The sequence below is a fragment of the Aestuariibius insulae genome, from assembly GCF_040783535.2.
Lineage (GTDB): Bacteria > Pseudomonadota > Alphaproteobacteria > Rhodobacterales > Rhodobacteraceae > Aestuariibius > Aestuariibius insulae.
In genome coordinates, this window is sequence record NZ_JBFONW020000005.1 from 1 (window position 1) to 26,003 (window position 26,003).

Genomic DNA, 26,003 nt, shown 5'->3' on the forward strand with positions numbered 1-26,003 from the left:
GATAGATGACGGTGTCCTCGCGCGTCTCCGAATAGCCCGTGGCGGCAGGCTGCGGATAGCTCAGATGCCGGCCGACCGGATAGGCGACGGGCGCATAGCGCTCGACCCGGTTCGCCGGGGCGCCGATCCCGTAGAACGGCGTCGTGTCGCCGATCTCGGGCTCGGGCGGCTGGATCAGGGAGTTGAGCGCCAGCGTTCCGACGATGCTGATCGCCGCCGTTGCCAGCGTTGCCAGAAGACCGGTCCCGAAGATGCTGGCGGCAATGGTCGGGGCGAAGGACGTGATCAGGGCGCTGCCGATCGCGGCGACGGCCGGGCCATGGACGATCGGGACGATCTCGACGATCGCGCCGCCATGGGGCTTGGTCACGGTCCAGTGCTGCGCCGGGATCTCCCAGCTCTGCAGGCCGATCGTGATCGTCGCGCGATAGGCCGCCCAGGTCCCCCGCTCGATCCCGCCGCGATCGGCCATCTCCGCGAGGGTGATGCCTTCGAGATAGCGCATGAGCGGCTGGGGCTTCGGCAGCGGCGAGGTTGAGACCATCGTCTGGATCGGCGAGGCTGCGCGCTCCAGCTTGGCGGGGATCGGATCAAGCGGCATAGCGATAGATCCCCTCGATCCGGGAGACGATCGGGTGCTCGCCATGGCGCGCCATCCGCGATCCCAGATCATCTTCGATATGCAGCATCCAGACGGCATCCACGGCATAGCCGACATGAGCGAGATGGCCGGCCGCCTGCATCAGGATAAGATCGCCCTCCCGAATCCGCACCGGATCGACGGCTTGCCAATGGGCCCGCTCGGCATCGACCAGGCGGCGGCGCACGGCTTGGGCGCGCGTGCAGGCGAGGTCCGGCAGGGTGCTGCCCAGGCGCTCTCGGTTGAGCAGCAGGTAGAGCCCCAGACAATCGATGCCCGCACGGCTCCGCCCGCCCTCGGCGAAGGGCCATCCGATGTAGTCTGCGGTCCACATCAGAACAGCGCGGGAAACCGGTTGGGGGTGAAGGAGATCGCGCTGGCCGGCGCTTCGCGCACGGGCGAGGCCACGATTTGGCCGGAGATCGTCTGAACATCGTAGCTGAAGACGCGCAGCTCCAGCCCGTCCAGCGGCGCGATGCGGCGGTCCGGCTGAGAGGCCACGATATGGCAGAGATCGACCGTGATCGGTCCGCTGACGCTGCGCAGCTCGGCGAGGATCTCCTGCGAGACATTATCGGCGGCAAAGGCGACGAACGGCACGCCTTCGGTCCCCTCCTCGGGAAAGGTGATCGACATCGCATAGGGCAGATAAGTGATCCCGTTCGAGACGATCGCCTCGGTATTGGTGACGAGGTGGATGTCCTGATCCCAGTCGGGATGGCGCAGATCGGCAAGGACCAGCCAGACCGCATCGGTCTGGCCTGCATCGATCGAGCGGCGGGCGACGGGAGAAAGGCTCATGGAAGGATCTCCAAACGAAAGCTGAGCGTGAAGAGCGATGGGCTCCGATAGGCGAGGCTGTAAGGATCGGCCCCGCCCACAAAGCGCCAGATCGTCTCAACCCGGGTGCGCGGATGCGGCATCTCAAAAGGCAGCACCCCGTCCTTCAGAACGTCTGCGAACCACGCCTCGAAAGCGGCGACCTGATCGGCGGTCAGCACGCCGGTGACGAAGCTGACCTCGCGTGGGGCGGCGGTGTATCGACGGCGCGTCTTGACCGGCCCCGACGACATCGAGGTCGCGATGACGTTGCCGATCGGACCGGTCTCGACGAGCGAGCCGATCTGAAACCGGCAGGGCACCCCGGCAGGCCAGCGCGCCATTATCCGCGCCTCGCGCGGCTGCGGATCCCGAAGCGGGCCTGCGCGCCTTGATCGGCCTGGCCGGTTGCAAGCGCATGGTTCACCATCTTGCCGCCATGGGTTTCCATGATCTTTGCAGCCGCAACGCCGCCCGCCTGGGTCGCAATGGCGCCAAGCGTTCCGTCGTCGTTCACGAAGATCTCGACGGCGACGCTGCCTTCCAGCGAGGCGCCGCCCTTGGTGTGATCGATCACAGTTTCCTTGGGGTGCAGAAGCGCGGGGAACCCGCCTTTGCCGTCGATGCCCCCTGCCCGAATACCGTTGCCTGTGCCGCCACCGCCTGCAAAGGACGGCAAGCCGAGCGAACCGGTCCCACCGCGCGACGGACCGAAGGCGGCCGCGTCGGCAAACCCCGATGCCTGCGCCCCGGACGCGCTCCCGCCGAGCGCTCCGTTGATGGCGCCGCCCAGAAACGTGTTCGGACCGGCTATGGCCATGAGGGCCTCCAGGATCTGCTGTTTGAGTAGCTCTTCGGCGATGCGCGCGATGGCGTCGACGGCCGCGTCGCCGAACGCCTCCCAACTCTCCGTAGCCCCGGCGAGGCTGGTCGATGTCTCATCGAGAAAGGACAGGAGCGGCTCGAACTCCGTCTCCTCCAGCTCCGTGTTCAGCTCTTCGAGCGCGCGCTTATAGGCATCCGGATAGTCTTCGAAGGCCCCGGATTCGTAGAGCTCTTTCAGGCGCTCCAGCTCGAGACGGTGCTGCTCGGCCGCCGTCCGGGTGCGCAGGTAGATCCGCTCGGCGTCCTTCAGACGCTGCGGCTCTTCGCGCATGGCGTCGGTCTGACCGGACCGGCCACCACCCGATCCCGTGCCGCCGCCGGAGCTGCGTCCAGTACCGCTGTCCGAGCGCCCGCCGGTGCGGCGCACCGAGACGATGTCCTCGCGCCGGATCCCCTGAGAATTGAAGGTCTCCCGAACCTGATCGCGCGCGCGATCGGCACCACCCACGGCTTGCTCGCGGCGCTCCGAAGCAGAAATACCGCTGGCCATGCGCCAGGCCACCCAAGCCGCATCGGCCAGCTCCTTGCGCAGGTCCGAAACAAGGCCGGTCAGTCCCGGAACGCCATCGGCCGCAGCGGCAATCGCATCAACGAGGCCTTCCATAGAGAGCAGTCCGGCATCGATCTCGCCGACGAGCGTTGCCGCCTCCTCGCCCGTCTTGACGACCTCCTCATAGAATGCCCGTTGCTTGGCGGTCATCTGGCTCAGCGATCCGAAGGCCTGCTCCAGTCGGTCCAGAAGATCCTCCGTCGCTTCGACGACGGCTTGCGGCCCATCCGCATTCGCGAGATTGACCAGCCCATCGGCAAGCGTTCCCGCTGCCGCGCTGTTGATGTCGAACCGGATCTCAAGCTCATCGAGCGCCTCGCCGTATTCCAGCAGCGCATCGCGCTCGTTGGCGATCTGATCGCGCAGCAGGGTGCGCTCTTCGACGGTCGTGTCCAGGGATTGGATCCGCCGCTCGACATCTTCGAACCTGCCTTCGAGATCCTGCAGCGCTTGCCCGGCCTCTTCGAAGGTCAGATCGAACCCCTCTCCGAACCGGTCTTCCAGTTGCGCAAAATCGCCTGCCAAGCTGTCCGCGACCGATTGGAGCTGCTCACCAGCGCGGACCTCGTTGAGATCCCGCAGCGCCATGATGAACTCGCGCGCCGCCTCGCTCGCGGCACCATACCGGTCGCGCAATTCCTCCGTCGGGGTCTGCGCATCTTGCGCTGCCGCCTGATACGCCCGCACCGCCTCGGACAGGGCATTGGTTCGATCGGTGAGGGTCTGCGAGGCTTCGCCGTTGCGCAGCAGCATCGCGGCCAGCGGGATCCCGATTGCCGCAACTGTGCCGAGCAAAGGAGCCACAACCCCAACGGCGCCACCGAGGGCAGCAAATCCCCCCAGAAGCTGCGGCATCTGCTGACCCAGAGCGCGGGCAGCGCTCGTGCCACCTTGCAGCTGCACCGCCACGTCTCCGATCTGGTTGGCCGTGTTGGTCAGAACAAAGCGGCCGCGCCCGGAGATCTGAAAGACGCCGGCCAATCCGCGCGAGGCTTGTTCGGCGCTACGCCCGACTCGGTTGCCCATGGTCTTGAAGCGGTTCTCGATACCGGTCGCGGTCCTGTTGGCCTTCCGGCGACCTTGATCCATCTGCCGCTCGAACTTGCGCAGGGTGGCTTCCATGCGGACAACAAGGCGGTCCGCTGTGGTTGTCGTCACGGCGAGGCGTCCGCCCGCTGGCGCTCGCGCTCTTCATGAGCTGCCAGCATCGCCTCATAGGCCTCTTCGGAGGGCGGTTCGACCTTTGCACCACCCGCCGCACGGCAAAGCGCGACATAGTCGTCATAGCGCATCGCGCGCACCTGGTCGGGTGTCAAACCGATCTTGATCAGCGCCGCGAAGATCTTGCCTTTATCGAGCGGCTCGGGCGTGCCCTCCTCGCCAGATCCCTCGCTCTTCGCTTCGACGCCCGACATCGCGGTGATCAAGATCTCGAGTGCGATCTGAACATGCACACCGATCGGCGTGAGATCGAACCGCTCGTCCAGCAGCCTCTTGGCCTCGGATGCAGCTATACCGCCGCCGATCAGGCCTTGATGGATGGTGTGGTAGACGTCCCGCGCGAAATAGCGGTGCGAGCCCATCCTGAGATAGATCTCGCCAAAGCCCACCTTTCCGCAGGCCTCTTCGAGATCGAGGATGCATCCCAGCGGCAGAGCGAAGGTCCGCTCCGCACCGGCCCACTCCAGACGGGTCTCCGGACAGGCCGAGGCAATCGACGCCGTGGATTGTGACGCCATCACGCGGGCGCCGCCGTCCAGCTACGCGACGCGGCCCCAGCGAGCGTCGCGGAAAAGGTCATCGTTCCCTTGCCCTCCGCCCCCATCTCGAACTCGGTGAGAATAGCCGGGACGTCCCAGTGGCCGCCCTCCCCGGCCGTCGCGCTATAGACTTCGACCCGGACATTGCGTCTGCCCTCGGGGTCGTCCGCGAAAGCGCGCCATTGCTCGAAGAATTGCTTGGCGACGCGCCCGGAGATCGAAAGGTTCGTGTCAGATCCCTCGACCCAACGAGAGACAGCTGCTGCTGCGCCGACCGGATCGTCGCAATCCAGCAAGGTCTCTTCGCCGGTCGTTTTTCCGAAGGTGACAGAGCGGACGGTTGCACCGCAGGGAAAGCCGAAGGTCTCGGGATCACCCCCATCTCCCAAGAGGATCAGGAAATCGCCGCTCAGTTCTGGATCAGCCATATCAGCTCTCCTTCTTGGTGGGGGCAGGTTCGGCGGATCCGCGCGCGATGAACGGCTCCCCGATCGATTTGGGGACGGTGTAGGTGCGCCCCTCCTGGTAGACGCGGACCACGGCGGGCTTTACGCGCGCCTCATCGGTCCGCAGCATGCGGATGTTCATCTGTCTCTCCTTCGATGAGTGGTGGTAATCAGGCGGCCCGAATGCCGCGTCTCATGGCTGCGCTGATGCGCGATCGGACCCTGCGCCGCCATGTGCGCCAGGTCGGATAGAAGAACGGGTTGGCAGGCATATCGACCGTGCCGAATTCCTGAAAGAGCGCGTAGAATGCCTCTCCGCCACCCGCATAGATCCGGATCCGCAGATCGTCGTCATCGCCACTCGCAACCTGCGTGACTGTCATCGCTCCGGCCGGTGGCTGGCCCCACGTCCAGCCGATCGATCCCGCCAGATCGCCGGTATCCTGCGGCGCAAGATCATACATGTCCTCGACGATCGCATCGGCGGCGTTCTCCATCGCGGACCGGAGCTCAATCCGCACCCGCTCCGGAATTGCCTTCCAGCGCCGGTTCAACTTGTCGAGGCCCTGGACCATCAGCGTTCTTCGATCAGCGCCGTGACGATGACGACGCCATGGCCTGTCAGACCGTCCGGATCCATGAAGGCGCGGACGCCACTGATCGCGAGTTCGGCCAGCGCATGAGTTTCGAGGTCCAGCGGCGCACGATGAAGGGCGGCGTAGACTTTATCGGCGAGGGCCTTGGCAGGCCGCAGCCGCTTGCCGTCTTCGACCCAGATATCGATCTGAAGCGTCTCCGCACGAGCGGCGATGCAGTCCATCTCTTCCGGCACGAAGTCGCTGGGACCAAAGGTGATGCGCGGTGATGGATGGCCGGGTGCACCATCGCTTGGCAGATCGAAGATATTGTCCCCGACGATCGCACTGACCGCTGGGTCACTTCGCAAGCGATCATAGACAACCTTCTGCAGGTCTTCGGACGGCGTCGCCATCAGACTGCCACTCCGTTCTCAACGACCAGCCAGACGAACTTGCGGTCCGTGACGCGGTCAATCTCTCTGATGTTGAAAACGAGATCCTCATTCAGATCCCGCATTCGATAGTCGGTTGTCAGCGCATCGACCGCATCCTGACGCCGAATGCGCACCTTGAAAGACGCTGTCCCGGTCAGCCCGCCAGCCTCTACGGCCTCCCGACCGCTCTGATAGCGGATCTGAGCTCTCGCGCGGAACGCCTCATTCCACGATCGATCTTGCCCCCCATATCCGTCTGGGACCAGGACCTCGGCATCAAAAGCCACCTGCGTTGTCAGTCGACCCGACAGCATCAGACCCGGATCCATCGATAGGGCGCGATCAGCATCTCATAGACGCCAGTTGGTTCGATCCTGTCTGCGAGACTTTCGCGATATTCGAACATGGCGGCGGCATGCTGCAGGATCGCGACTCGAAGAGACCACGGCACATCCTCTGCGGTCCCGTAGCCAGCCTGAAACGTGACGCTGATCGGGGCGACGTCATCGTAAAAGACGGCCGGATACGACCTGCGAACGAAGCGAACGACCGGCCCCCCGGGCTCTGCGGCGATCTGATAGTCAGCAGTGTCGATTGTCTGCCTGACGCCGGCCGCATCGATGTAACTGACCTCGACAGAGCTCACGTCCGGGAACGGCAGGCGCAGCGTCCCCCAGCAGGCAAAGTCCTGCCGCCATTCCTGAGAGACGAGACACCGCCCGAGAATTCCCGAATACCCATCGAGATGCGCCGTGGCAGCCCCGATAAAGGCTTGGATCAAGGCGTCCCGATCATCGAAATCGATCTCGGCTTGTTCCTTGGCCATCTCGAGCGAGACGGGAAGTTCCGCAGGCGGTGTCACAAGTTGAGGAACGAGCATTGCCTAGTCCTCTGCGGGCGTTCCATAGGGAGCGGGATCGAGACCCTGACCGACAAAGTCGGTGTTGCCAGGGCGGCGGTTTTTCGGATCGTTCATGTCCCGCCGGTTTTGCACCGCTTCTGTTCCTGCGCGCGGATTGTCATCGATCGCCGGGTGGTCGGTCTGCACGCCGTCGACGATCTCCGGCTCGACGATTGCGCCAGAGGCACTGTCGATCTGTTCAGCCGGAGCCGGATCGGCCGGTGCGTCATTGGTCTTGGTCGGTTTCTTCGCCATGAAAGGTCTCCTATCGAAAGATGAAAAGCCCGCCGTGATCGGCGGGCTCTGTTTTAGTCAGCCGCTCCGCTCTGGCAGATCAGGCTGCAGCGCTGCGCAGGACACGCAGACATTCTGGATTGCTGACGCCACCACCAACGCGCTTCGTCGTGTAGAACATCACGTAGGGCTTGTTGGTGTAGGGATCGCGCAGGACCCGAACGCCGGTCCGATCAACGATGAGGTAGCCGCGCTGAAAATCACCGAAGGCGATCGGAAGCGCGCCTGCCGCCAGATCCGGCATTCCAGGCATCTCCGTAACGGGGTAGTTCAGCAGAGTGGATGGCTGTCCTTCCGCTGTCGACGGCTGCCAAAGCTGCCGACCATCACCGTCCCGCAACTTGCGGATCGCGCCCATCGTCGAGCGGTTCATCACGAAGCGCGCATTGGCCGTGAAGACAGACGGCAGGTCGTAGATGGCATCCAGCAACTCGTCTTCCGTAACGGCCGCCGTCGCCGCCATCGGCAGCACAGGGATCGCGCCAAGCGGATTGACGGCCGCTGCGGAGCCCCCTTGGGCGAAGGTCAGAAACCCGCGCGGCTTGTTCGCGCCATCGCCAGCGATGAAGGCGAGGCCTTCCTGCAGAGCAAATTCGGTCTCAACCTCATTCGCGAGCCATTGCTCGAGGTTCACCTCAGCATCATCGAGCATCTGCTGGGTCGCGGCCGGGTTCGCATAAAGCTCGCCAGGCGTGAACGTCATCTGCCCGAAATCCGCCGTCCCGGTTTGAGGGCGCGCCGCCGTCTCGCCGACCCATCCGGACGCCGTGCCGCGCAGGTTATAGAGCTTCTTGAACCCGGCGGTCGAGATCGACATCGTCGAGGCGATCTGGCGCATCTGCGAGACCTCGATCAGTTTGTCCGTGATCGTGCGATCCCATTCGACCGGGGCCAAATAACCGCCTTCATCATCGGCCCCCTTATTGAGGGCGGCTTGCACATCGCCTTTGCTGAAATGGGACCGGAACGCGGAGGTGTATTCCTGATCGGGAATGGTCTCGACATTGCCGGCCGCCACGCTCATCGCAGCGAGCTTCGCATTGGCCTGGTCGACGGCCGTCTGCAAATCGGTGACGCTGGAATTGATCTTCTCGAACTTCTCGGTCGTAACGACGTCGTCGAATTTGTCGGCGACCTCCTTGTCCTTTTCTGCAGCGGTAGACTTGAAGGATTCCCAGTCCGTTTGCAGCTGAGCCAACAGAGCTTTGATATCGCCGCCGCCGGCATCCGCCCGAACGACTTGGATCCCGCGCGCTTTGGCGGGTTGGAAAGGCATCGACATAGGATGCTCCTATTTTGTGAGTGTGGTGCTTAGGCCCTTCAATAGGGCCGCGATTTCGTCAGCGTCTTGCATGACGGTCGGGGCAGCGCTCGGCGTGCCCCCCTTCGCCTCGGACAGAAGCGCTCGGCGTTCCGTCCTCGGCAATCCTGATTTAGCGAGCAACGCGTCGATCCGCCGGACCGCATTCACGTTGCGCATCGTTTCGGCTTGCATCTCATTTTCCGAAACCATGTCGGCGGGCAGAAATCCATCCGCAAGACCTGCCTCGACCGCCTGTTCGCCATTGAACCACGTCTCGGCATCCATCCATCCAGCAGCTTCGGCGCGCTTAACGCCGGACCGTTCCGCGTAAACACCTGCCATCGCATCGTCGAAGGGTTCCATCGTCTTGGCCGCTTCCGCAAGATCATGGCGATTGCCGATCGCCATGACCCAGCAGTTATGCACCATCATGAACCCTGCCTTGCCGATCGCGATGTCGTCTCCCGCCATTGCAATGACCGAGCCTGCGGAGGCTGCCAGGCCGAGAATGCGAACACTCACCCGGTGCGGATGGGCCCGCAGCATATTGTAAATCGCCACACCTTCGAAGAAATCGCCTCCAGGCGAGTTGAGGTTGACCGTAACATCCCGATCTCCGATCGACCGCAGCGCGGCGGCGATCCTCTTGGAGGTGACGCCTCCACCCGTCCAAGGATCTTCCCCTATGACATCTAGGATTGAGATCGACGTCTCATCATCGGCGGACCGAACGGACAGACCGGCATTCCAATTGGACAGCGCATCCGTATCCAGTTCGAACGCACAGATCTCGGTCAGACGTTCGGCTTTGAACTCGGGCAGGTCTCTAAGGCTCATTTTGCTGTTCTCCCGCCTGCTGCCCCATCGCGGGCGGCAGGTCATCTCGTTGTGGCATGTCCATCATCTCGCGCGGCTCGTCAGGGTGAAGCCAAGGCGTATGGCCCCCCGACCCAAGGCCCTTCGCGAAGAACTCCGCCTGATCGAGCATCGACCCGCGCAACAGGGCGCCCGCATTGAACTTCGCCTCGAAAACATCCGCATCGGCGTCGCTCAAGAGCGATCGTTCGATGGCCTGCTCCCATGCCTCAAACCACGGATTTAGCGAGTAGCGCACGAAGAGCTGGCCCAGGACGTCGATGCCTGACCCCCACGAGGTATCGTCGAGATTGAGCAGCGGACGCGGTACGCCGAACGGTCGGGCGATGTCTTCGATTTGTAGCTTCTGCTGCTCGACCGATTGACTGTCTTTGCCGGAGGCGCCTGTGGACGCGAGCTCCATGCCCTCTTCGAGGATCTTCCAGCGATGCGCATTCTCTGCGCCGGTATCGTCGTTCATCGACGCTCTCAGCCGGTCGTAGGCTTCCGGCGACAGCTTGCCCGGATGTTTGAGCGCGCCTCCAACCATCATGCCATTGCGAAAGAGACGTGCCGCTGCCTTTTGGGCTTGTTGAGCGAGGCCGATGGCTTCCGCCGCCTGCTTGACCAGTGACACACCGGAGATCCCATCCTCCGAGATGCCATATCGCACATGAAACACATCTGATTGCGGCAGGATGACCGTGCCTTGCGGGCCGCGATCGACCCGATATTCGAGTGACCAATCGGATCGTTGCGTCACCTGCACTCGCTTGCTTTCCAGCGGGACGAGCTGGAGGATCCGGTTTCCGCTTCGAACGATCAGCGCATAGGCGTTTCCGTCGATCAGCGCCCGTTGCGCCATCAATGAGCGAAACTCAAACGCGGTCTGCCAGGCATTTGGTCGGCGGTAGAGAACCCGGAAAAGCGGATGGTCCTGCGCTTTGGTCTTGTCGTCCTTTCGGCGAAGATGCAGTGGCAGCATACCGATGGCGAAGGCGATCAGCGACACGCATCGCAGCACCGTCGTGTTTCGAAGCGCGGTCTTCGTCGTCACAGATGCGCCGGACTCGGTCACGGTCGCGGCGCCATAGCGCATGAACTCGTAAAGGGCCGGATCGTTCAGACCGTCGAAGACCGCGCCCTCGCTCGCCATAGCCTGCGGCGGAGGCGCATCGGAAGAGGGCGGTGCATCGCGCCGCCGGAACATGCCAAAGAGATCCATCCGCCTAGACCCGCAGCAGGCCGCGTTCTTCGTAGACGCTCGGTCCCGTGGCCGCCGCCTGCGGGTTCCAGCTCATAAGCTGATAGGCGTTGAAGAGCGCCATCAGCGGATCGATCTTCCCGGTCCCGCTTTCGGCCTTTGTCACGATGACGGCATTGCCGCGCGCTTCGGTCTTCGCGTTCTCGACACACCAGGTCATGAGCCGTTGCGCGCAATGAACAACGGTGCCGTTCTTCAACCGAACCGGGAGAGACTTAATCGCGGCATGCAGCTTATAGCCCTGGCCGATAGGCCGGATATCTTCGATCTCGAACTCTGCCTCGACCAGCGCATCGACGATTGCGGCCACCCCTTGGGGGTCCATGCCGATACCGTCCTGCTCCGGTAGCAGACCCATATCGCGAAGCGTCTGGCAGATCTCAACGATCTCGGGAATGGCCTCCTCCTCGAGGTTGTCGACGAGCGTCAATTGATCCGCTTCGACCAGCGTCTGCAGCTCCGGCGCGATCGATTGACGGAGTTTCAGGATCGCTCGGTCGGCCCACGCCTTCCCCCAGTGCTGCCAGACCCGGGTCTCGGCATGCCGGCCGAGGACGGCGACGCCGAGCAGATCGTCCAGTCCGCCGCCATCGAGGCCGAGGACGCAGACCTCCGAGGTCGCGAGAATGCCCTCGAGGCTGAGATCGGCGCGCCCCTGCTGCGGCCAGTAATCGGCGCCGATCCAACGTCCTGTCTTGAGGCCAAGCCCGATCTCCACATTGAGATGCTGGCTGGCGAAGAGCGCGAGCGCATCCTTGCCTTTCTCGTGCGCCGTTCGAAGATCGTCGGACAGATCGGTGGCATGGATCGAGCGGCCGAGGTTGGGGTTGACCATCGCCCAGGTCGCCGGGTCTCTCCACTTCTCCTTCTCCTGCATCGCCGTCGGCAGTTCGTAGAGGATCGAAAGACGCGGAAGCTGGATATGGCCGTCACGAACAGCGCGCGCCAGGTTCAGCTCTTTCTCGAACTCTCCGCTCGGCCGATCCTTCGACTGCGTCGTGATGATGAGCAGGAATCCCTCCAGGCGAGACTTCAATCCGCCGCGCAGCTCGATCAGGATCTTGGGCGCCTTCGCCTTCGCGCCCAACTCGTGCAATTCGTCGATCAGCACATAGGCAGCTTTCGACCCCGTCACGACATCGGCATCCGCCGACAGGATCATCAGTTCGGCCTCGGTCGTGCGGTGGATAATCAGCTTTCTGTGTTCCTTGATGTGAAAGAGGTCTTTCAGATCGGGATCGAGGCGGATCATGCCGGCCGCCTGATCGAAGGCGATGCTGGCGATCTGTTGCGTCGACGAGATCAGGAAGAGCTCGGCCTTGGGGCGTTCGTTCAGAATTGCCGCCGTGACGATGATCGCCGCCGCGATCGCCGATTTGCCGTTCTTCTTAGGAACGAGGAGGAAGAACTCGCGGATCATCCGCCGCTTCAACTCCGGATCGTAGCTCCCGAAGATGACGCGGACCAAATCGAAGACCCATTCTTCGCAGATCTCGCCATAGGTCGGCGTGCCGATGAGATCCGGGACCCGAAGCCGCTTGAAGATCCGTAGAGCCTTCTCCGCAACGGCATCGAACAGGGGCAGATCGGGAATAAGCGACCGACCCTCGAGGATCCGCTCCTCCCAATCCGGAACCGCTGTCGACCAGGCCGGATCGGGCGTGAAATCTTCTGGCTGAAGCTGCTTCACGTCAGTTCTCGTATCCGGGTTTCAGATCATCGCCCCAGGTCGATCCGCTGTCGCCCGCGACCATCTTCTCGGCTTTCTGCAAGGCGATCTCCTTCTTCCCAAGCCGTGCGTCCTGCGCGGCCTGCTTCGGTGCGGTCTGTCGACCGGTCAGGCGCGACGATGCAAGAAGCGCGTCGTTCTTTTCGACCATCTGATTGAGCAGGCGCATCGCTCCGACATTGCCGTCGAAGGCCGCTTGCGCCGCGACCATCAATTGCTTCGCCATGAACTGATCGCGGGCCTGATCGCGCACACTCAGCTCGGATCTAAAATGCCGCTTCAAGGTGGGCACGCTGATCGATTTTCCCGTGCGCGGATCGAGGATGCATCCCGCGATGCGGTCATTGCCCCAGCCCATCGCCAGCAACATCATGACTTTATTGGCGTTTTCATCCGTCCGCTCGAACGGCGGACGACCACGCTTGCCTTTCCTGTCGAAGACCGGGTCGCCCCAGAACGTGTAGCTGATTGGCTCAGCCTGATTTTCACGGCTCATATAAAAAATCTCTCGGTGTTAGGAGGACGGGTCTAGCCAGATCGGCTCCCCGAACTTTCGACCGCCCCCCCTTCACGCTGCCACGCGATCAGAGGCCTTCGGCATATTCTCGACGCTGCTTTTCGCGGTCGTGCCATTGCTTCGACACGGTCTGGAGGTTCTGCACATCCCAGAAGAGGACCGGATCACCGCGATGCGGAAGGATATGATCGACAACCGGGCTATTCGGTGCGGGATGCAAGCCGATCAGTAGGACGCCCGTTTGCTGGCAGACCAGACCGTCTCGGTTCAGGACGCGAAGCCGCAGCTTTTGCCACCGCGCCGTCTTCTGCCACGCACGCCACGGTTTCTCAGAATCGCGACGGCGATGACGCGCTGCCTCGCCGTCGTCATGCCGGGCCAAGCGGGATGTCGGCCTTCCGATGCGGCTTGGCAATTCGCGCCCTTTGAGGCGACCCATGGTTCGATCCTCGCTAAGGCTTTCGATGGTGTCTGGTTGCGGGAGCAGGATTTGAACCTGCGACCTCCGGCTTATGAGACCGGCGAGCTGACCGCTGCTCCACCCCACAAACGAAACGCGCCCGGTAGGATCTCTCCTCCGGGCGCGAAACACGTGCTGGCAAAATGTCAATCATAAGCCCTGTGCCACGTCAAGTATCTGAGACAGACTTGGTCGGGATTAGTCGCTCGACATCTCTACTTCGACTGAACCTTCTCCACCGGAATATCGATCGTGATGACGGCGCCGTAGTCACTGGAGGAAACATTCAGCTCGGCGTCTAGGCCCTTCACCAGTCCATCAACGATCCGACCGCCATTGCTCTCGTTGTTGGGCCACTCTTCATCGCCGAAGCCGACGCCATCGTCGGCTACGATGAGACGCATACCACCATTCTGAAGAACTGAGCTGGACACTTCCATCGTACCAGCTTGCCGATCTCTGAACGCGTGCTGAAGTGTATTGGTCATCAACTCCGAGAGGATCAGTCCCACCTGTGTAGCCGTATCAAGCGGCACCTCGCCTGCATCAAAGTCGACATTTACCTTTATCCCTGCACGGCCATCGAGATGCGCGATCGTATTGGCAACGCGACCGAGATACGGACCGATCGCTATCGTTCCATCACTGGTCGTATTCATCATTTCTTCGTAGAGCAGCTGCAGGCTTTCGATGCGGCGCGACAGAGCTGAGAAGTCGCCCGAAGCTCCAGAGGATCTCCCTTCTTGCCGGATGAGCGCGACAACCATCGAGAGATGATTTTTGACCCGATGCTGGATCTCGGCGAGCTGTTCATCCAGATCATCGAATGTCGCAATAGCGCTGCCCTTCGAGACGTCGTTTTGCAATCCAAGAAAGAACTCAACCTTACCGTCTTCCGCGAAAACGGGCGACACCCGAAGGCGGTTCTTGAACTGACTGCCGTCAGAGCGGTAGTTCATCAGATCGACAATCACATCCTGTCGGCTAGCGATTGCATCACGCAGCCTATCCACCGGCGGCTGTTCTCGATCGTCCCCCTGCAGGAAACGACAGTTACGGCCGATAGCCATATTCGCTGTGAAGCCAGTCATCGCCTCGAAGGCAGAGTTGACGTAAACGATTGGATTGTCGTCTAGATTAGGGTTCGTAAGTACCATAGCCACGTCGGATCTCAGAACAATGTCTCCGACTTCTTCTTCACTTAGGCGACGGGGCTCACCTATCTGGTCATCTGATATCGTCATCTTTCTCGCTTATTTTTCGGTCGGCAAATCGCCGTAAGGAGCACTCCGGTTGGTTAACTTGGATTGTTTTCAATCATATCAAACAAAGACCTACGGATGCGACCGTTTGTCGCTGGAACGATTAGCGTAAGTTAATCTGTCAACTTAACTTAAGTTAATCAAATCCTTATGGCCGATCTCTGCAGGAGCCCGCGTAGAGACCTGTCGACACCATTCCAGTGAGTGCGTTGATCACGAAAGCTACAAAGACGGGAGGAAGACACGAGGCTAACGGCGCATCTCTAGTGTCTCCAAGGTGAGGATGGCGGCATATCCGGCGCGATGACAACAGATCGAAGCATACCCTTGCCGATCAGATCGACTCGAAACCGATCAAGCGCAATCCACCAGCGCACATAGGCGCTGCGAGCCGTGCTTATCTGAGCTTGATCCGGCACCCATCGACACGGACACCACCGAACCTCTACCTTGCGATTGAACCACCGATCCCCTCGCGCTCCCGTTCGAACCCGCCGTTTGACACGAAGTATCTCGCAGATCTCGGTCTTTGCCGACCCCCGACCATTGAGCGCCAACGGCTCGAGACGCGGTTGTGCATCGGGCATCCAGTCCGGTCGCCGCCCGGCTCGTGCCAGCTCGGCAATCCGAATTGCCATACGCTTGCCGCCGACGGCTTGCGGTAGCGCTGATAGGACGGCCGCAATCACTTCCGCATCCTCGTGAGCCGAGCTTCGACCGATCGAGGTATCGATGCGCACTCCTCCAAGCCGCGCCCGCTCCAGTAGCACGTGTTCCATCCCGAAGCCGGATCCGCGCTCTTCCGGGCTGCGCGGATCCGGCAGATCCAGCCCGACCTTTTCGCGACCGAACGCCCATTCGAGCGCCTCGATCGCGCTCATTTCCCGGCGCAAAATGTCCCGTCGTTGATCCGCTGCAGGTCGCGGGCCGAAATTGGACCCACGTTCCGGCGCGATGCGGTCTGGATAGCAGGCCGGGTGCCGGATGATTTTGGCCCTTGTCCGTTTCGTTGGTGGCCGGCCTTCCAAGTATCGGTCGATCGCCGCCTGCTCTTCTTTTGTTATTTTGCCCATAGGATGACCTCTGCGTGTCGAACTGCGTTACACCCGGCGCGAGATGCGCTGACCGACAGCGGCCTTGATCCGTCGCAACTGCTCAGACATTGATGCGGCTTGGTCGACAGATTTGCGTAGAGCATCGGTCGCCGCTTCGACCATCAGAAGCCGCTCATCTGCCTGTTTTCGGAAGTCGGCGAGTTGGGCCTCGAGGCAGACCATGTCTTCATTTTCGCCAGACGGTCCGAACATGTCCTCACGGATAGCGGCCACCCAGCCCGGCATGACGCCAATGACCTCCGCGATGCTGTCATCAGTGTCACTGCCTTTGTAGCGCTCGGCATCGACGTCATAGACCTCCGAGAGAAGGTCGGCGATCTCGCGGCGCTCCGCCCGCGTCGGCTGACGGATATCGCCCTTTGCGACTTTTGCAATCGCCGCATCCTTGGCCGCCCGCGCCATTGAGCATTCATCGCACTGCAGTGCTCCATCGGCGTCGGTCCAGCCGAGACCGATAAGCTTGGCCAGGGCGTCGGCCTGGTTCGGGCTACGCTTGCCGCCCTCGGTCTTTTCATGGCGGCAGGAGAAGGTCACTTCCTTGCCGCAGCTATCGCAGCGGGCTTTTGCCTTGTTCGATCCTCGATCTTTGATCGCAATCAGCGTCATTTTTACGTCCTTTCTCTAGATATTGTTCTCTCGAAAGAGAGAAGCGGAAGATGTTGAGTAGGTGAGCAGTGATCTGGGGCGGCTAGGGCAGAACACCGGGTGACGGGGCAGAACTTCACTCGAATTAGAGTTCTCATAACCCATTGATGTATAAGCAATAATTGACGTTCCGGGGCAGCTAGGGCGCATAGGGCAGATAAATTCGACCTACACGTGAGAGACCTTCCATTTGGGACGGTCCCCGGACCCCCGGACCCTCGCGCACACGTGTACCTCTCAGATTTCTGCCCTATGCGCCCTAGCTGCCCCGAAAAGCCGGTAAGCGTTTGTAGGTGCGCATCTTTTCGGATCGCGCGTCTTCGCAAGACACGCCCCGTTTTGGGGCAGAAGTCTGAATTCTGCCCCAAATTTCGATGTTTCTGGGTGAAGGGGTGCGGGGTGCAGGTGGCGGTTTCAAAGGGATATGCCACCCGACCCATCACGCGAAGTCGTCGTCGTCTGGCGGGATGTAGCCGCTGGAGCCATCTTTGCGCAGCATGGGCAGGCCCTTGGCGTCCCGAGGCGCATCAGCGAGGCGGCTCTGGATGTCGGCCGTCAGCTGGATACCCGTATAGCCCCAGATGCCGTTTTTCTTGTGCCGCTTGTAGGTCTTGCCTGTTCGGGGATGGCGATACTTGCCGTTCCGCTCTTTGATCTTCCGCTGCAGGTTGCCCGGCTGCCACGCATGCGCGGTGTTCTCGAGCAGATACAGATAGCAGGCGTCGACCAGATCGCGGGAGGGCAGGAAGTCCGATCCCCCATCGATCTCGCAGGCCGTCGCCAAGAAATCGCCGATCGGGTCGCTATCCTTGCGGTACTCTTCGGTCGCCTGGAGGACTTGCGGCGGCTCCTGCAGCCCGCCCTCAAGATAATCCAGCAGGCCGCCGATCATCCAGTTCAGGACGCCGGACCGCTCTTCGTCGAAGAGCTCATCGCCCAGCTTCTCATTGCGCTGGCGTTCGGGGATCTGCACCTCGAACGGGCAAAGCAGCGGCCGCCGCCAGATCCCGTCATCGGTGCCGCGGATTTCGAGCTTGTGGTTCCCGGTGAAGGTCAGCTTGAAGTAGGGCGTGAAGGCGACGAAGTCGTTGTGCAAGCTGCGCACAAGCATCTCGTCGCCGCCGGTCATCTCCTTAACTTTCTGTTCCTGCAGCCGCTCGCCCTCTTCAGGCTCGTTAGTGATTGCGGCACGGGCGCCTATGAGGCGCATGAGGTCCGGAGTGGCATCCGAGCCTGACTTGCGGTTCTTGCCCGTCAGGCTTTCGATCTTCACCATCGTGGCATAGTCGCCCAGCATGCGGCGCATTAGGCCCGCCAGGAGCGATTTGCCATTGGCGCCCATCCCGTAGCAATAGAGGAACTTCTGGACCGGCAAGGCCGTCATCGACAGGCCGAACCACCGCTGCAGGAAAGCCCGCATCGCCGGATCGGGTTGGACCGTTTCGAGGAACTTATCGAATTTCGGGCAGGTCGCGTCTGGATCGTAGATCGCAGGCATCAGCTTGGTGATGTATTGCGGCCGATTGCGACCCTCGATCGCAACGATCCGCTCATGGGGTATCAGACCGACTTCGGCCTGTTTGCCGGCACCATCCTTTCGCATGTCCGTGACGGTGAAGCGCAGGATCCCGCTTTCGGTGTTGACGGTCAGAGGATCAGCATCGAGATCCTCAACTTCGCGATTTAGCATCGTTGTCGCCTCCGTGAGCAGGTTCTTGATCGAACCGCTATTGCCGGCCGAGCGCGCGAAGGTCTTATGCCGCTGGCGGGACGATCCGCGCCCCCAAAGCTCACCGTTCAGCTTGTCCTTTTCCGCGAGGAGCTGCTGGCGCTTCTCGACGCGTTCATCCTCGGACAGGTCCGGATAGGCTTTGTCGAAGTCGCGTAGATCGATCCGGATCGCATTGAGACGATCGACGCGCCGCCGCTCGGTCGCGCTGAGCTGAAGATGCGGGATCTCTTTCTCGATCCATTCATGGATCGACTGGGCACGGCCACGAACCGCTATCCCGTCTGGGTCGAGCTTCCAGCGTTTGCCGTCCCAGACATGCCAACCCACGCGCGGAACGAACATGCAGTCCTGCCCGCAGTAGAGGACAAAGCGATTTGCGTTGCCGGTATCGTTAAGACTTTGCTTTGCGCCTTCGATCTCAGGGCTTGGGATGCCATCGGGCGGACCATGCTCGCCCCCGCCGGGTGGCTGACCGCCATCATAGCCGCCCGTCGGCCCGGGATCTTCGCCATCGATCTGATCGGGAAGATCATCGTCTGGCGTGACATCCTCGGCGGCATCAAAGGCCGCTCTGACCTTATCCGTCTTGTTGGTCATTGAGCTCCCCAATCAACACGTCATTGAGGTCGACACCCTCCCCGGCATGGACGATCTGTGCGCGCAGGTCGGCCCTATGGGCTATCGCCCGCTTCAGCCCGGATTCGAGCTTGGCACGGGTCATTCTTGGATCGGAATCGCCGTCCATCAGGTAGATCAGCCGCTTGGTCCAGGGGGGCGGAAGAAAGGCGTTCTCATCGTTCAGGTCCGGCAGACCGGAATAGCGCTTACCCTGAACTTTCCGCATCCTGCCGGACATGTTGCCGAGATCGACGCCGCACCAATAATCCGCGACGGGCAAGGGGCGCGCGACCATCGCTGTCGACGTCGTCTCGATCCCCTCCCCCATGACGAGAACTGACGGCTTGTCGAGGCGGGTCAGGCGGATTGCCCCGCCCTTCTTCGAGCCTAGAACTTTCTTGGCGTCGAGCATTTTGCCGTCATGCTCAATGATGACCTTCCACTTCGACTTCGGCGAGGACAGATCCATCCAAGTCCGGTGCACCCCGATCAGTTGACCCGAAGGGGCCAAGATCGCGGCGAGCATGGCCGGGCCGCGATGCAACTCCGTCCATTGGCCATCGATCATATGCATGTAGCGAAGGTTCGGGTGAAACCGCAGCGCAGGTGGAGGTGTGTCGAATTCGATCCCGCGCATGGTGAGGTAGGTCTCAGCGGTGCTTCCGGAAAAGATGCACCCCTCAGCCCAGAGCGCGCGGGCCATCCGGATCGCATCGGCCCGCTTGCGCGCGGCTGTCTCCTGCCGTCTTTGTTCGGCGGCCTCATGGGCCGCTTTGCGCTCCGCCTTCTCCGCCCCGGTCAGCTCAACCTGGCGCTCGCCGACCAGCCAATCCATAGCCTCGCGGAAACTGCAATTGAGGACATGCTCGACCAACCGTATCCCATCGCCGCCCCCGCAGGCCCGGCAATTGAAGACGCCATCATCGGGGTGGATCGCGAACCTGTCGGTCCCGCCGCATTTAGGGCAAGGCCCAACCAGCTCATGACTTGCAGGCTTAAGGCCCTCGATCTTCAATCGATCGGCAATTTCCTTGATCGGGATCAGTCGGGCCTCGAAGAGCCTCTCGTCATCGGCCTGTGTCATTCGCCGATCCTCCGACCAAGACAGCGCTCCGCGAGGGTTAGATGCGACATCTGAATCACGTGACGGAGGTCAGTGATTACTTGGATAAATGTTCGATCACTATGATGGAGAGACGCGAGATCTCTGGCGATCGCCAACAAACGAACCGTAGTATCATGAAGCTCTCGGTCTTCGTACTCTCGGGTGAATGTACGCTCTTGGACGATCCGCTGAAGCCGGTTCATCTCCGAGATCACTACGGCCTGTTCGCTTACTGGCAAACACCGACATGCAAGCGCACCCCCGAGATGCAGCAACGCCCGTTCCTCGGGGGTGGGCGTGCGACTAGGCATGCTGCCCCCCCTTCCGCTCGGCCCACCACCGCACGGACATAGACCCGTCATGGCGATCGAGCGGCTCATCTCGGATCGCCTTGTCGATACGGTGATAGGCGCCGATTACACTACTGCGCGACACAGAGAAGCGGACCGCGATCTGAGCGAAGGTGAGACCCTCAACATCCTTCAGATGCATCAGCTGCAACAGCCGTTGATCGGTCCATTCGGAGCTATGTGGGCTCATGATAGCCCTCCTGTGTCCGAATGAAGGCTGCAATGGCATCGAGTTCATCGGCCATCGACGGCTTGAGATAGCCGTCCATCACGACCGTCTTTTCGATCCCGTCAAAGCTGATCCGGTACCGGGTCAGGCTCGGAAACTTGGGATCCGCAGACATCTCCACGGCCAAGCTATCCAGAGGGAAAACGCGAGGCGTCAAGACGGCGCCTCGAGGAGTATCTTGAGCCGACCGTCGCTCGAAACACTGAGACCAAGGCGACGGCAATCTTCCCGAACCGTTGATTCATGGACGCCCCAATCGAGAGCGATTTGAGAAAGCGTGCGACCTGCCTTCAGATCCCGCTCGATTGTGCTGCGTCGACGGTCTGCCTTGGTCCTCTGGCGATCGCGCCATTTCTTGCTCAGGCAGTTCCGATCATCCACCGCGACGAGATCTTGTTGCTCCTCATTCCAGCGGTACTCGCCCAGACCGGTGGCGCCTCGTGCGATTCTCTGCACCTTCCCACGCTTCATAGCCGCATCGATAAGGCGGCGCTCTTCGGCGGTCAGGCTGCTCATGCCGAAACCATCGTAATCAGACATTTTCCGTATGTTTCCCGCTGATAAATCCGCTGCACGGACACGGAGAAATTCACGCGCTGGCGTATCCCAATCGGACTGTCTGACGGCGTGTTCACCAACATTCGGACATCAAGCCCGGCCTCCTCGGCTCGCTGGATCGCGTTGGCAAACTCGGCCGCGCGGTTATAGACATCCTCGACAATAGCTTCGTCAGACGGGCTGCTCATTCGGCTGTCTCCCTATTGCGATTGCGAAATTCGAAGATCAGGCGTTGCATGCGCCATGCCTCCTTCGACGACGGCCAGAACCCGCCTCGGTTTTCCTTTGCGATCATCGACGCGCAGAAACGGCGATCCGTCCGAGCAATGCCGGGCGCTCTGACGAGAATGCGCATCCAGGACGTGATCCGGTCCCGCTCGGCTTGGGTGATCCGGGCCCTCGCAGTACGTGTCGGGGCTTTGAATGCCGTCATCCCCTGCCCTTCCGAAGTGATCTGAGATGGCCTGCCGCCGGTACGGCTTCGCCCACGAGCTCAGTTGGGGCCCGGCTCAGGCCCCCTATATCCGTCGTGGCGGCACGGCCCTGTGCCTCGCAACCAGGCACACCGAAACCAGGTTGTCTCTGTTGATCAGGCCGCGAAGGCGTCATGCTTTTCAGCGAGGCTGACACCTGAATTGATTGAAGCGGAGGACGCTGCCCCGCCGGAATTACTTGAAGCCGCCGCCCGCGCCGGAGCGAGTGAGAACAACGCGACGGGCGGCGGCTGGAAGGCTCTTTGCTCTTAGCGGCGCGTGGCCTTCCGTTCGAAACGCGACTGAATGCAATGTTAGCTTTTGCTGGAGCGGTCATGAACCGCTTCCTTGAAGACGCTCTGAAATGCCCCCACTTCGATTAGTATACTGCTCAGCATTTCGATTTTGAGTTTGACCGAGGACCTTGAATTGGGACCAGGAATCTACCGGCACTTCTCCGTCTGTTGCATCGGAAATGCGCAGAGCTGCAGACAAACTCAGCCTAGGATTCTCGCTGCAGAGCTTCGAGACGTTTGGCTGCGACATGCCGATGCGCTTCGCAAACTGCTGCTGCGTTTCACCTCGATCTTCCAGATATCGTGCAAGCGAACTCATGGGATGAGGATATGCCTGTGAAGAATATGCCCGTCAAGAATATTATTCCTACTAGCGGCTGGTTAGCTCATCATGACGCGTGCAATTTGCATCCCATGAAGAACCTAAAGCAGATCAGAGAGCAGCGAGGCCTATCTCAGGCAGATTTGGCCGAAATGGCAGAGATGAGCCAAGGGACGATCTCAAAGATCGAGAGCGGCTATGATGGCATCACTCTCCGACAGATAAACAAGCTTGCAACTTGCTTGGAGGTCGAGCCTGTCACGCTGTTCGGTGCAAGTGACTTCATCAATCGCGTTTTGCGGGCGGCCGACGATCTTCCGGAGGATCATCGATCTGCCGCGTTGACAGTTCTGGAGTCAATGAGTCGCCGCTGAGGGTCGCTTTGGAACCGAAAACAATGCACGCATAAGCCCAAAGCTCGTGAGTCGAAAGCTTGGCCAGCATTTCTTTCAAGGCCCCCTCCCATTCTATGAATAATTGCGAACCCAGCGCTTCGCTCTACCAATCAGTGTAGCTGCGCGGCGGGTGTTATTGAAAAACATTCCTGTCAGGCATTGACGGATTATGCCTGTCAGGCATATATCTGAGCTTCAGAAGGAGCCAGATGTATGCAAACCGACAGATTTCCAACGACATTATTCCAATTGGAACCTGCTGCTGTGCGACTTTCACGGTCGTGCGGTCAACCTATCGGAACCATCATCGCCATCGCATCCGAATGGGACGATGACGGCACGCCGCCAATTCCGATGCTGCCGCCCCCGCCTCCGGCGCAGCAAGCTCCCGGGTGCTAAACATGAGGTCGTTCGTCCACATCTCATGCGCGGTAGAGACACTTGGCGCCCGCGCTGTGGCAAGCAATCCTGACGTCGCCCGGCGCAACTATCAGCTCCGAACACTTGCATGGGCTAGCCTCATGTCTGCTCGTGGCAAGCGGGTGAATATGACTCGGCTTAATGCTGATGCGCGCGACCGTTGTAAGCTCGACCGGCGCATTCACGTGGTGTCCTGAGATGGGTGTGGAACCCATGCGCAACGCGGACCCGCATAGCGAAAACCAAACTCTCGGAGGAAGTGGTATGACGACGGATTTATTGCCGTGCCCGTGGTGTGGATCGCGTGATTTGATCATGCCGCCTGAGATGTATCGGATGTTTGGATTTGAGCAGGTCGCATGCAAGGCCTGCGGCGCAACCGGGCCACGACATCGCGAGGGTCGAGATATCGCGGATCTATGGAACCGCAGGTTCGTCCAGATGGCATTTGGCGGGGTTGGCGGTGCCAGATCTCAATTGCCGACGGTCATCGATGATTTCCAGATCCACGCCGAGGAGATGCAAGACGCGAAGTGGGGTCCGTCCCACGCGGCCAGATTGGCAGACCGCAGGGCGATTATCTGCAGTCGGTCGCCGTGGATGCAGATGCGCGATTGGTTTGTGAATCGGACAGATATCGAATTGATACTGCTGGTCATCTGCGCCTTCGCAACGGGGCTACTCGCCTTTATCGCCGCCCAGGGGGTGCTTTGGTGACCGTTCAGGCGCGCAGGGGTCGTAACACCCCCCTTCGAAGCGCCTCGCTGAGCGGGGTTGAGGTTGCTCCGTACCGAGCGGAGCCGCGCACGCCTCCGCCGCTCAGCGAGGCGCTCTTGATCGCAATGCCTCCTCCATCCTTGGCCGGCTGATGACGTTGGCACGTCACGAAGATCAGGCAGAACGCTCGCGGATCGCGGAGTTCCATCAATGATCGACTTAGTCGTCTTTCAGATCGGTATTGAGGCGATCCGCCTAGATCTCGTCAAAGTGGAGCGGCACAATTGCACCCGCAACCTAAGGCGAGAAGGGTCGCCGCTGTTGTTGGTTTATTACCCGAAGGTCAACGGTTTCAATTTCATTTGATAGGAGGAAGATTATGGAATTCATCTGGACTCTCGTTCTTTGTGCGGGACTGACAGTCGAAGGGGGCTGCGCCGAAAAAGAAGTCAGCGCGATGCCAAGCCTTCACGACTGTATGCTGGCGGCTCAGGCGGCGAAGGTAACCCGTGCCACGAATATGCAGACCTACGTGGTCTGCGAGCTGCGCAATGCCGACGTCATCGACAACCATCCACGCGCGTGGCGTATCGTCGACGATCAAGCGATGAAAATCTGAGTACGGCGCAGGCGGATGGCAAGGTGCTACCTCCCCAAGTCGGCTTGTCCCTCTACGCCGGCGGCGGCGGACTTGACATGGGGTGTGACCTTGCCGAGCCGTGCTTTGCCTCCGCCTCCTAACTCGAATTCGACAAGTCATTGCCGACGCGCCGTGATGGTGGGCCGGCCGTGAATCACAAGGCGCGCATAAGAGCGGCTCTTGTCACTGTCGCTGAGGCAATGCAGCGGCCGGGCGGCGAGGTCTACGCACCGATATTCGAACGCCTTGAAAGCGAGTTGGACGCGGCCGAGGCCCAAGAGGAAGCGGTCGAGCGCGCCTCGCGTTTCCTTAAATCGGAGCGCTTGCGGCCGAGCTGATCCACTCAGCCGAATCCAATCCGATCAATCCAATCCCGTTTGACATCAAGACGCGCGCCAGCGCCGTAGCTCATGCCCTCGACCCGATGCCCCATCAACTCCTTACGGGTTCGGTCGGGACAGTTGGCGTTTTGCAGCGCGTCCGAAAAGCTGTGCCGCAGGCCGTAGGCGGTATGGTTCGGAGTCTCTGCAAGGCCGCTCGCGCGCAGATGATCGTTGACGAGCTGGGACCAGCTCGAAGGCTTGTCGAAATAACGCGGGAAGCCGTTCGGGTGCCGCTTGAGGGCGGCCAGCGAGATCCCGACCAATGGGATATCGCGCCGGGAATGGGGGGTCTTCAGGCGCATGGCGTCCCCCTCCTCAATCGCAATATGCGGGATGGGCGCTTCAAGACGGATTTGGGCCGGGCGCAATGCGCAGATCTCTGAGGGCCGAGCGCCGGTATTGATCATCGCGCGCAGGATATCGGCCGCTTGCGAATTGAGCGCAGAGAGGGCCTCAGGAGCACAGAGCCTATCTTGAATCCACTTCGGCGAGAACGGCAGTCGCTTGCCGGTCTGCTGCTCGAAGCGGATACCGTGGAACGGGTTTGGCCGATCGGTCTGCTCCAGACCCCGAATGGCAGCGATCATCGCCCCCAGCATCGTAAAGTCTTTGTTTGCCGTCGCCGCCTGCACCTCTCCAGCCTCGACCCTCTTCCACCACCAGGCGCGGAAGCCGAGCGCATCCTGACGGGTGATCTTGTCGATCTCTCGGTCTCCGATCGCCTTGATGAAATTAGCCGTGGCCTTCAGGCGCTGGTTGCGCCAGCGCCGGGTCTGATCACTGCTGTAGCCGATGCGTCTATCCCGGGTAAGGTCCTCATAGCGCTCGAAGAGCTTGGAGATAGGGATCGAGATCGGCTCGGCAGCGCCCAAGAGAGCGGCTTCGAGATCCGGCCGGGCGTTGGAGGATGCGGAGGTGATCGCCTCGGCGCGGCGCAGGATCTCGGAAAGCTCCGCCGAAGCGAGGTCCTGCGCCGGCCGGTAGGCGAAGCCACGGCGCGCGGCAATGTCCTTGAGCGCGTCGAAATAGGCGGCCGCGCGGGCATCGTGACCGGCCAACCGTGCTTCCCAATAGGCGTCCTGCATCGCCTCGATCTCGGCGGCCTTGGCTCGGGCGACTGCCTCTTGGTCGGTTCTGAGTGCGGTGTAGATAATCTCGCGCTCATCTACGGGTTCGAAGCGTTTGGGTCGCCTGCGGGCATGGGTAAAAAGCCCCTTCTTTCCGCGTCGGAAGATCACGCGGCGCGTCGGGGACGGGGACGGGAATCGGGGCGACCATGCATGATCCGGAGCCTAGGAATCGGCGCGG

At 61.2% G+C, this 26,003-nt stretch carries 34 protein-coding genes and 1 tRNA gene; 4 read left to right on the top strand and 31 right to left on the bottom strand.

What is annotated here, in order from left to right; all coding sequences use genetic code 11:
- From AAD018_RS13700 to AAD018_RS13840, 29 genes are all read right to left on the bottom strand, one after another.
- Positions 1 to 601 (bottom strand): hypothetical protein (locus tag AAD018_RS13700; protein WP_412005279.1); only part of this gene is annotated, 601 nt, incomplete at its 3' end.
- Positions 591 to 974, bottom strand: a complete 384-nt coding sequence (locus AAD018_RS13705; RefSeq protein WP_367316586.1) for an NlpC/P60 family protein — start codon at positions 972 to 974, stop codon at positions 591 to 593. The genes AAD018_RS13700 and AAD018_RS13705, both read right to left, overlap by 11 nt.
- Complete coding sequence (locus tag AAD018_RS13710) at positions 974 to 1,441, bottom strand: DUF1833 family protein (RefSeq protein ID WP_367316587.1); 468 nt, start codon at positions 1,439 to 1,441, stop codon at positions 974 to 976. The genes AAD018_RS13705 and AAD018_RS13710 overlap by 1 nt, the downstream gene beginning before the upstream one ends.
- A complete protein-coding gene (locus AAD018_RS13715; RefSeq protein ID WP_367316588.1) occupies positions 1,438 to 1,803 on the bottom strand; it encodes a hypothetical protein in 366 nt (121 codons plus the stop codon). Before AAD018_RS13715 ends, AAD018_RS13710 begins: the two co-directional genes overlap by 4 nt.
- The gene (locus tag AAD018_RS13720; protein WP_367316589.1) at positions 1,803 to 4,052 is read right to left on the bottom strand and encodes a hypothetical protein; all 2,250 of its coding nucleotides are present in this window, start codon (positions 4,050 to 4,052) and stop codon (positions 1,803 to 1,805) included. The genes AAD018_RS13715 and AAD018_RS13720 overlap by 1 nt, the downstream gene beginning before the upstream one ends.
- A complete protein-coding gene (locus tag AAD018_RS13725; protein WP_367316590.1) occupies positions 4,049 to 4,633 on the bottom strand; it encodes a gene transfer agent family protein in 585 nt (194 codons plus the stop codon). Before AAD018_RS13725 ends, AAD018_RS13720 begins: the two co-directional genes overlap by 4 nt.
- Entirely contained in the window at positions 4,633 to 5,082 is a 450-nt protein-coding gene (locus tag AAD018_RS13730; RefSeq protein WP_367316591.1) for a phage tail tube protein, read from the bottom strand. Before AAD018_RS13730 ends, AAD018_RS13725 begins: the two co-directional genes overlap by 1 nt.
- Position 5,083: 1 nt before the next feature.
- Entirely contained in the window at positions 5,084 to 5,242 is a 159-nt protein-coding gene (locus AAD018_RS13735; protein ID WP_367316592.1) for a hypothetical protein, read from the bottom strand.
- 28 nt (positions 5,243 to 5,270) lie between these two features.
- On the bottom strand, positions 5,271 to 5,675 hold the full coding sequence (locus tag AAD018_RS13740; RefSeq protein WP_367316593.1) for an HK97-gp10 family putative phage morphogenesis protein: 405 nt from the start codon (positions 5,673 to 5,675) through the stop codon (positions 5,271 to 5,273).
- Entirely contained in the window at positions 5,675 to 6,091 is a 417-nt protein-coding gene (locus AAD018_RS13745; protein ID WP_367316594.1) for a DUF3168 domain-containing protein, read from the bottom strand. Before AAD018_RS13745 ends, AAD018_RS13740 begins: the two co-directional genes overlap by 1 nt.
- Positions 6,091 to 6,441: a head-tail adaptor protein gene (locus AAD018_RS13750; protein WP_412005280.1), complete on the bottom strand. Its 351-nt coding sequence runs from the start codon at positions 6,439 to 6,441 to the stop codon at positions 6,091 to 6,093. The genes AAD018_RS13745 and AAD018_RS13750 overlap by 1 nt, the downstream gene beginning before the upstream one ends.
- Complete coding sequence (locus AAD018_RS13755) at positions 6,426 to 6,992, bottom strand: head-tail connector protein (RefSeq protein ID WP_367316596.1); 567 nt, start codon at positions 6,990 to 6,992, stop codon at positions 6,426 to 6,428. Before AAD018_RS13755 ends, AAD018_RS13750 begins: the two co-directional genes overlap by 16 nt.
- A gap of 3 nt (positions 6,993 to 6,995) precedes the next feature.
- Positions 6,996 to 7,268: a hypothetical protein gene (locus AAD018_RS13760; RefSeq protein WP_367316597.1), complete on the bottom strand. Its 273-nt coding sequence runs from the start codon at positions 7,266 to 7,268 to the stop codon at positions 6,996 to 6,998.
- Between the two features lie 79 nt (positions 7,269 to 7,347).
- Positions 7,348 to 8,589, bottom strand: a complete 1,242-nt coding sequence (locus tag AAD018_RS13765) for a phage major capsid protein (RefSeq protein WP_367316598.1) — start codon at positions 8,587 to 8,589, stop codon at positions 7,348 to 7,350.
- Positions 8,590 to 8,598: 9 nt separating this feature from the next.
- Positions 8,599 to 9,447: a head maturation protease, ClpP-related gene (locus AAD018_RS13770; RefSeq protein WP_367316599.1), complete on the bottom strand. Its 849-nt coding sequence runs from the start codon at positions 9,445 to 9,447 to the stop codon at positions 8,599 to 8,601.
- Complete coding sequence (locus AAD018_RS13775) at positions 9,437 to 10,690, bottom strand: phage portal protein (RefSeq protein WP_367316600.1); 1,254 nt, start codon at positions 10,688 to 10,690, stop codon at positions 9,437 to 9,439. The genes AAD018_RS13770 and AAD018_RS13775 overlap by 11 nt, the downstream gene beginning before the upstream one ends.
- Before the next feature lie 4 nt (positions 10,691 to 10,694).
- Complete coding sequence (locus AAD018_RS13780; RefSeq protein ID WP_367316601.1) at positions 10,695 to 12,419, bottom strand: terminase large subunit; 1,725 nt, start codon at positions 12,417 to 12,419, stop codon at positions 10,695 to 10,697.
- Between the two features lies 1 nt (position 12,420).
- Complete coding sequence (locus AAD018_RS13785) at positions 12,421 to 12,954, bottom strand: resolvase (protein ID WP_367316602.1); 534 nt, start codon at positions 12,952 to 12,954, stop codon at positions 12,421 to 12,423.
- A gap of 88 nt (positions 12,955 to 13,042) precedes the next feature.
- Positions 13,043 to 13,414, bottom strand: coding sequence for an HNH endonuclease (locus tag AAD018_RS13790; protein WP_367316603.1), 372 nt, complete (start codon positions 13,412 to 13,414; stop codon positions 13,043 to 13,045).
- A 33-nt stretch (positions 13,415 to 13,447) separates the two neighbouring features.
- Positions 13,448 to 13,523: transfer RNA gene (locus tag AAD018_RS13795), tRNA-Met, on the bottom strand.
- A gap of 127 nt (positions 13,524 to 13,650) precedes the next feature.
- The gene (locus AAD018_RS13800; protein ID WP_367316604.1) at positions 13,651 to 14,679 is read right to left on the bottom strand and encodes a PAS domain-containing protein; all 1,029 of its coding nucleotides are present in this window, start codon (positions 14,677 to 14,679) and stop codon (positions 13,651 to 13,653) included.
- Positions 14,680 to 14,960: 281 nt separating this feature from the next.
- On the bottom strand, positions 14,961 to 15,578 hold the full coding sequence (locus AAD018_RS13805; protein WP_367316605.1) for a hypothetical protein: 618 nt from the start codon (positions 15,576 to 15,578) through the stop codon (positions 14,961 to 14,963).
- A gap of 219 nt (positions 15,579 to 15,797) precedes the next feature.
- Positions 15,798 to 16,418, bottom strand: a complete 621-nt coding sequence (locus AAD018_RS13810; RefSeq protein ID WP_367316606.1) for a hypothetical protein — start codon at positions 16,416 to 16,418, stop codon at positions 15,798 to 15,800.
- Positions 16,419 to 16,896: 478 nt separating this feature from the next.
- On the bottom strand, positions 16,897 to 18,786 hold the full coding sequence (locus AAD018_RS13815) for a phage/plasmid primase, P4 family (protein WP_367316607.1): 1,890 nt from the start codon (positions 18,784 to 18,786) through the stop codon (positions 16,897 to 16,899).
- The gene (locus AAD018_RS13820) at positions 18,767 to 19,891 is read right to left on the bottom strand and encodes a DUF7146 domain-containing protein (RefSeq protein WP_367316608.1); all 1,125 of its coding nucleotides are present in this window, start codon (positions 19,889 to 19,891) and stop codon (positions 18,767 to 18,769) included. The genes AAD018_RS13815 and AAD018_RS13820 overlap by 20 nt, the downstream gene beginning before the upstream one ends.
- Positions 19,892 to 20,215: 324 nt before the next feature.
- Positions 20,216 to 20,452, bottom strand: a complete 237-nt coding sequence (locus tag AAD018_RS13825) for a GcrA family cell cycle regulator (RefSeq protein ID WP_367316609.1) — start codon at positions 20,450 to 20,452, stop codon at positions 20,216 to 20,218.
- A complete protein-coding gene (locus tag AAD018_RS13830) occupies positions 20,439 to 20,606 on the bottom strand; it encodes a hypothetical protein (RefSeq protein WP_367316610.1) in 168 nt (55 codons plus the stop codon). Before AAD018_RS13830 ends, AAD018_RS13825 begins: the two co-directional genes overlap by 14 nt.
- A 38-nt stretch (positions 20,607 to 20,644) precedes the next feature.
- On the bottom strand, positions 20,645 to 21,031 hold the full coding sequence (locus AAD018_RS13835) for a hypothetical protein (protein WP_367316611.1): 387 nt from the start codon (positions 21,029 to 21,031) through the stop codon (positions 20,645 to 20,647).
- A complete protein-coding gene (locus tag AAD018_RS13840) occupies positions 21,004 to 21,237 on the bottom strand; it encodes a hypothetical protein (protein ID WP_367316612.1) in 234 nt (77 codons plus the stop codon). The genes AAD018_RS13835 and AAD018_RS13840 overlap by 28 nt, the downstream gene beginning before the upstream one ends.
- Before the next feature lie 48 nt (positions 21,238 to 21,285).
- On the opposite strand from AAD018_RS13840, the gene AAD018_RS13845 reads away from it, so the two are divergent.
- On the top strand, positions 21,286 to 21,507 hold the full coding sequence (locus AAD018_RS13845) for a hypothetical protein (protein WP_367316613.1): 222 nt from the start codon (positions 21,286 to 21,288) through the stop codon (positions 21,505 to 21,507).
- A gap of 348 nt (positions 21,508 to 21,855) precedes the next feature.
- On the opposite strand, the gene AAD018_RS13850 is transcribed toward AAD018_RS13845, so the two are convergent.
- On the bottom strand, positions 21,856 to 22,137 hold the full coding sequence (locus tag AAD018_RS13850) for a helix-turn-helix transcriptional regulator (protein WP_367316615.1): 282 nt from the start codon (positions 22,135 to 22,137) through the stop codon (positions 21,856 to 21,858).
- Between the two features lie 11 nt (positions 22,138 to 22,148).
- Between AAD018_RS13850 and AAD018_RS13855 the strand changes: the two genes are divergently transcribed.
- From AAD018_RS13855 to AAD018_RS13865, 3 genes are all read left to right on the top strand, one after another.
- Positions 22,149 to 22,514 (top strand): helix-turn-helix domain-containing protein, encoded by a 366-nt coding sequence (locus AAD018_RS13855; protein WP_367316616.1) that lies wholly within the window; start codon positions 22,149 to 22,151, stop codon positions 22,512 to 22,514.
- A 705-nt stretch (positions 22,515 to 23,219) separates the two neighbouring features.
- The gene (locus tag AAD018_RS13860; protein ID WP_412005281.1) at positions 23,220 to 23,672 is read left to right on the top strand and encodes a Lar family restriction alleviation protein; all 453 of its coding nucleotides are present in this window, start codon (positions 23,220 to 23,222) and stop codon (positions 23,670 to 23,672) included.
- A gap of 379 nt (positions 23,673 to 24,051) precedes the next feature.
- Positions 24,052 to 24,291 (top strand): hypothetical protein, encoded by a 240-nt coding sequence (locus tag AAD018_RS13865; protein WP_367315561.1) that lies wholly within the window; start codon positions 24,052 to 24,054, stop codon positions 24,289 to 24,291.
- Positions 24,292 to 24,655: 364 nt separating this feature from the next.
- Here AAD018_RS13865 and AAD018_RS13870 read toward each other — a convergent pair whose 3' ends face one another.
- Positions 24,656 to 25,933 carry a phage integrase gene (locus AAD018_RS13870; protein ID WP_367315560.1) on the bottom strand — a complete coding sequence of 426 codons (1,278 nt, stop codon included), beginning with the start codon at positions 25,931 to 25,933 and terminating at the stop codon, positions 24,656 to 24,658.
- Positions 25,934 to 26,003: the final 70 nt, after the last annotated feature.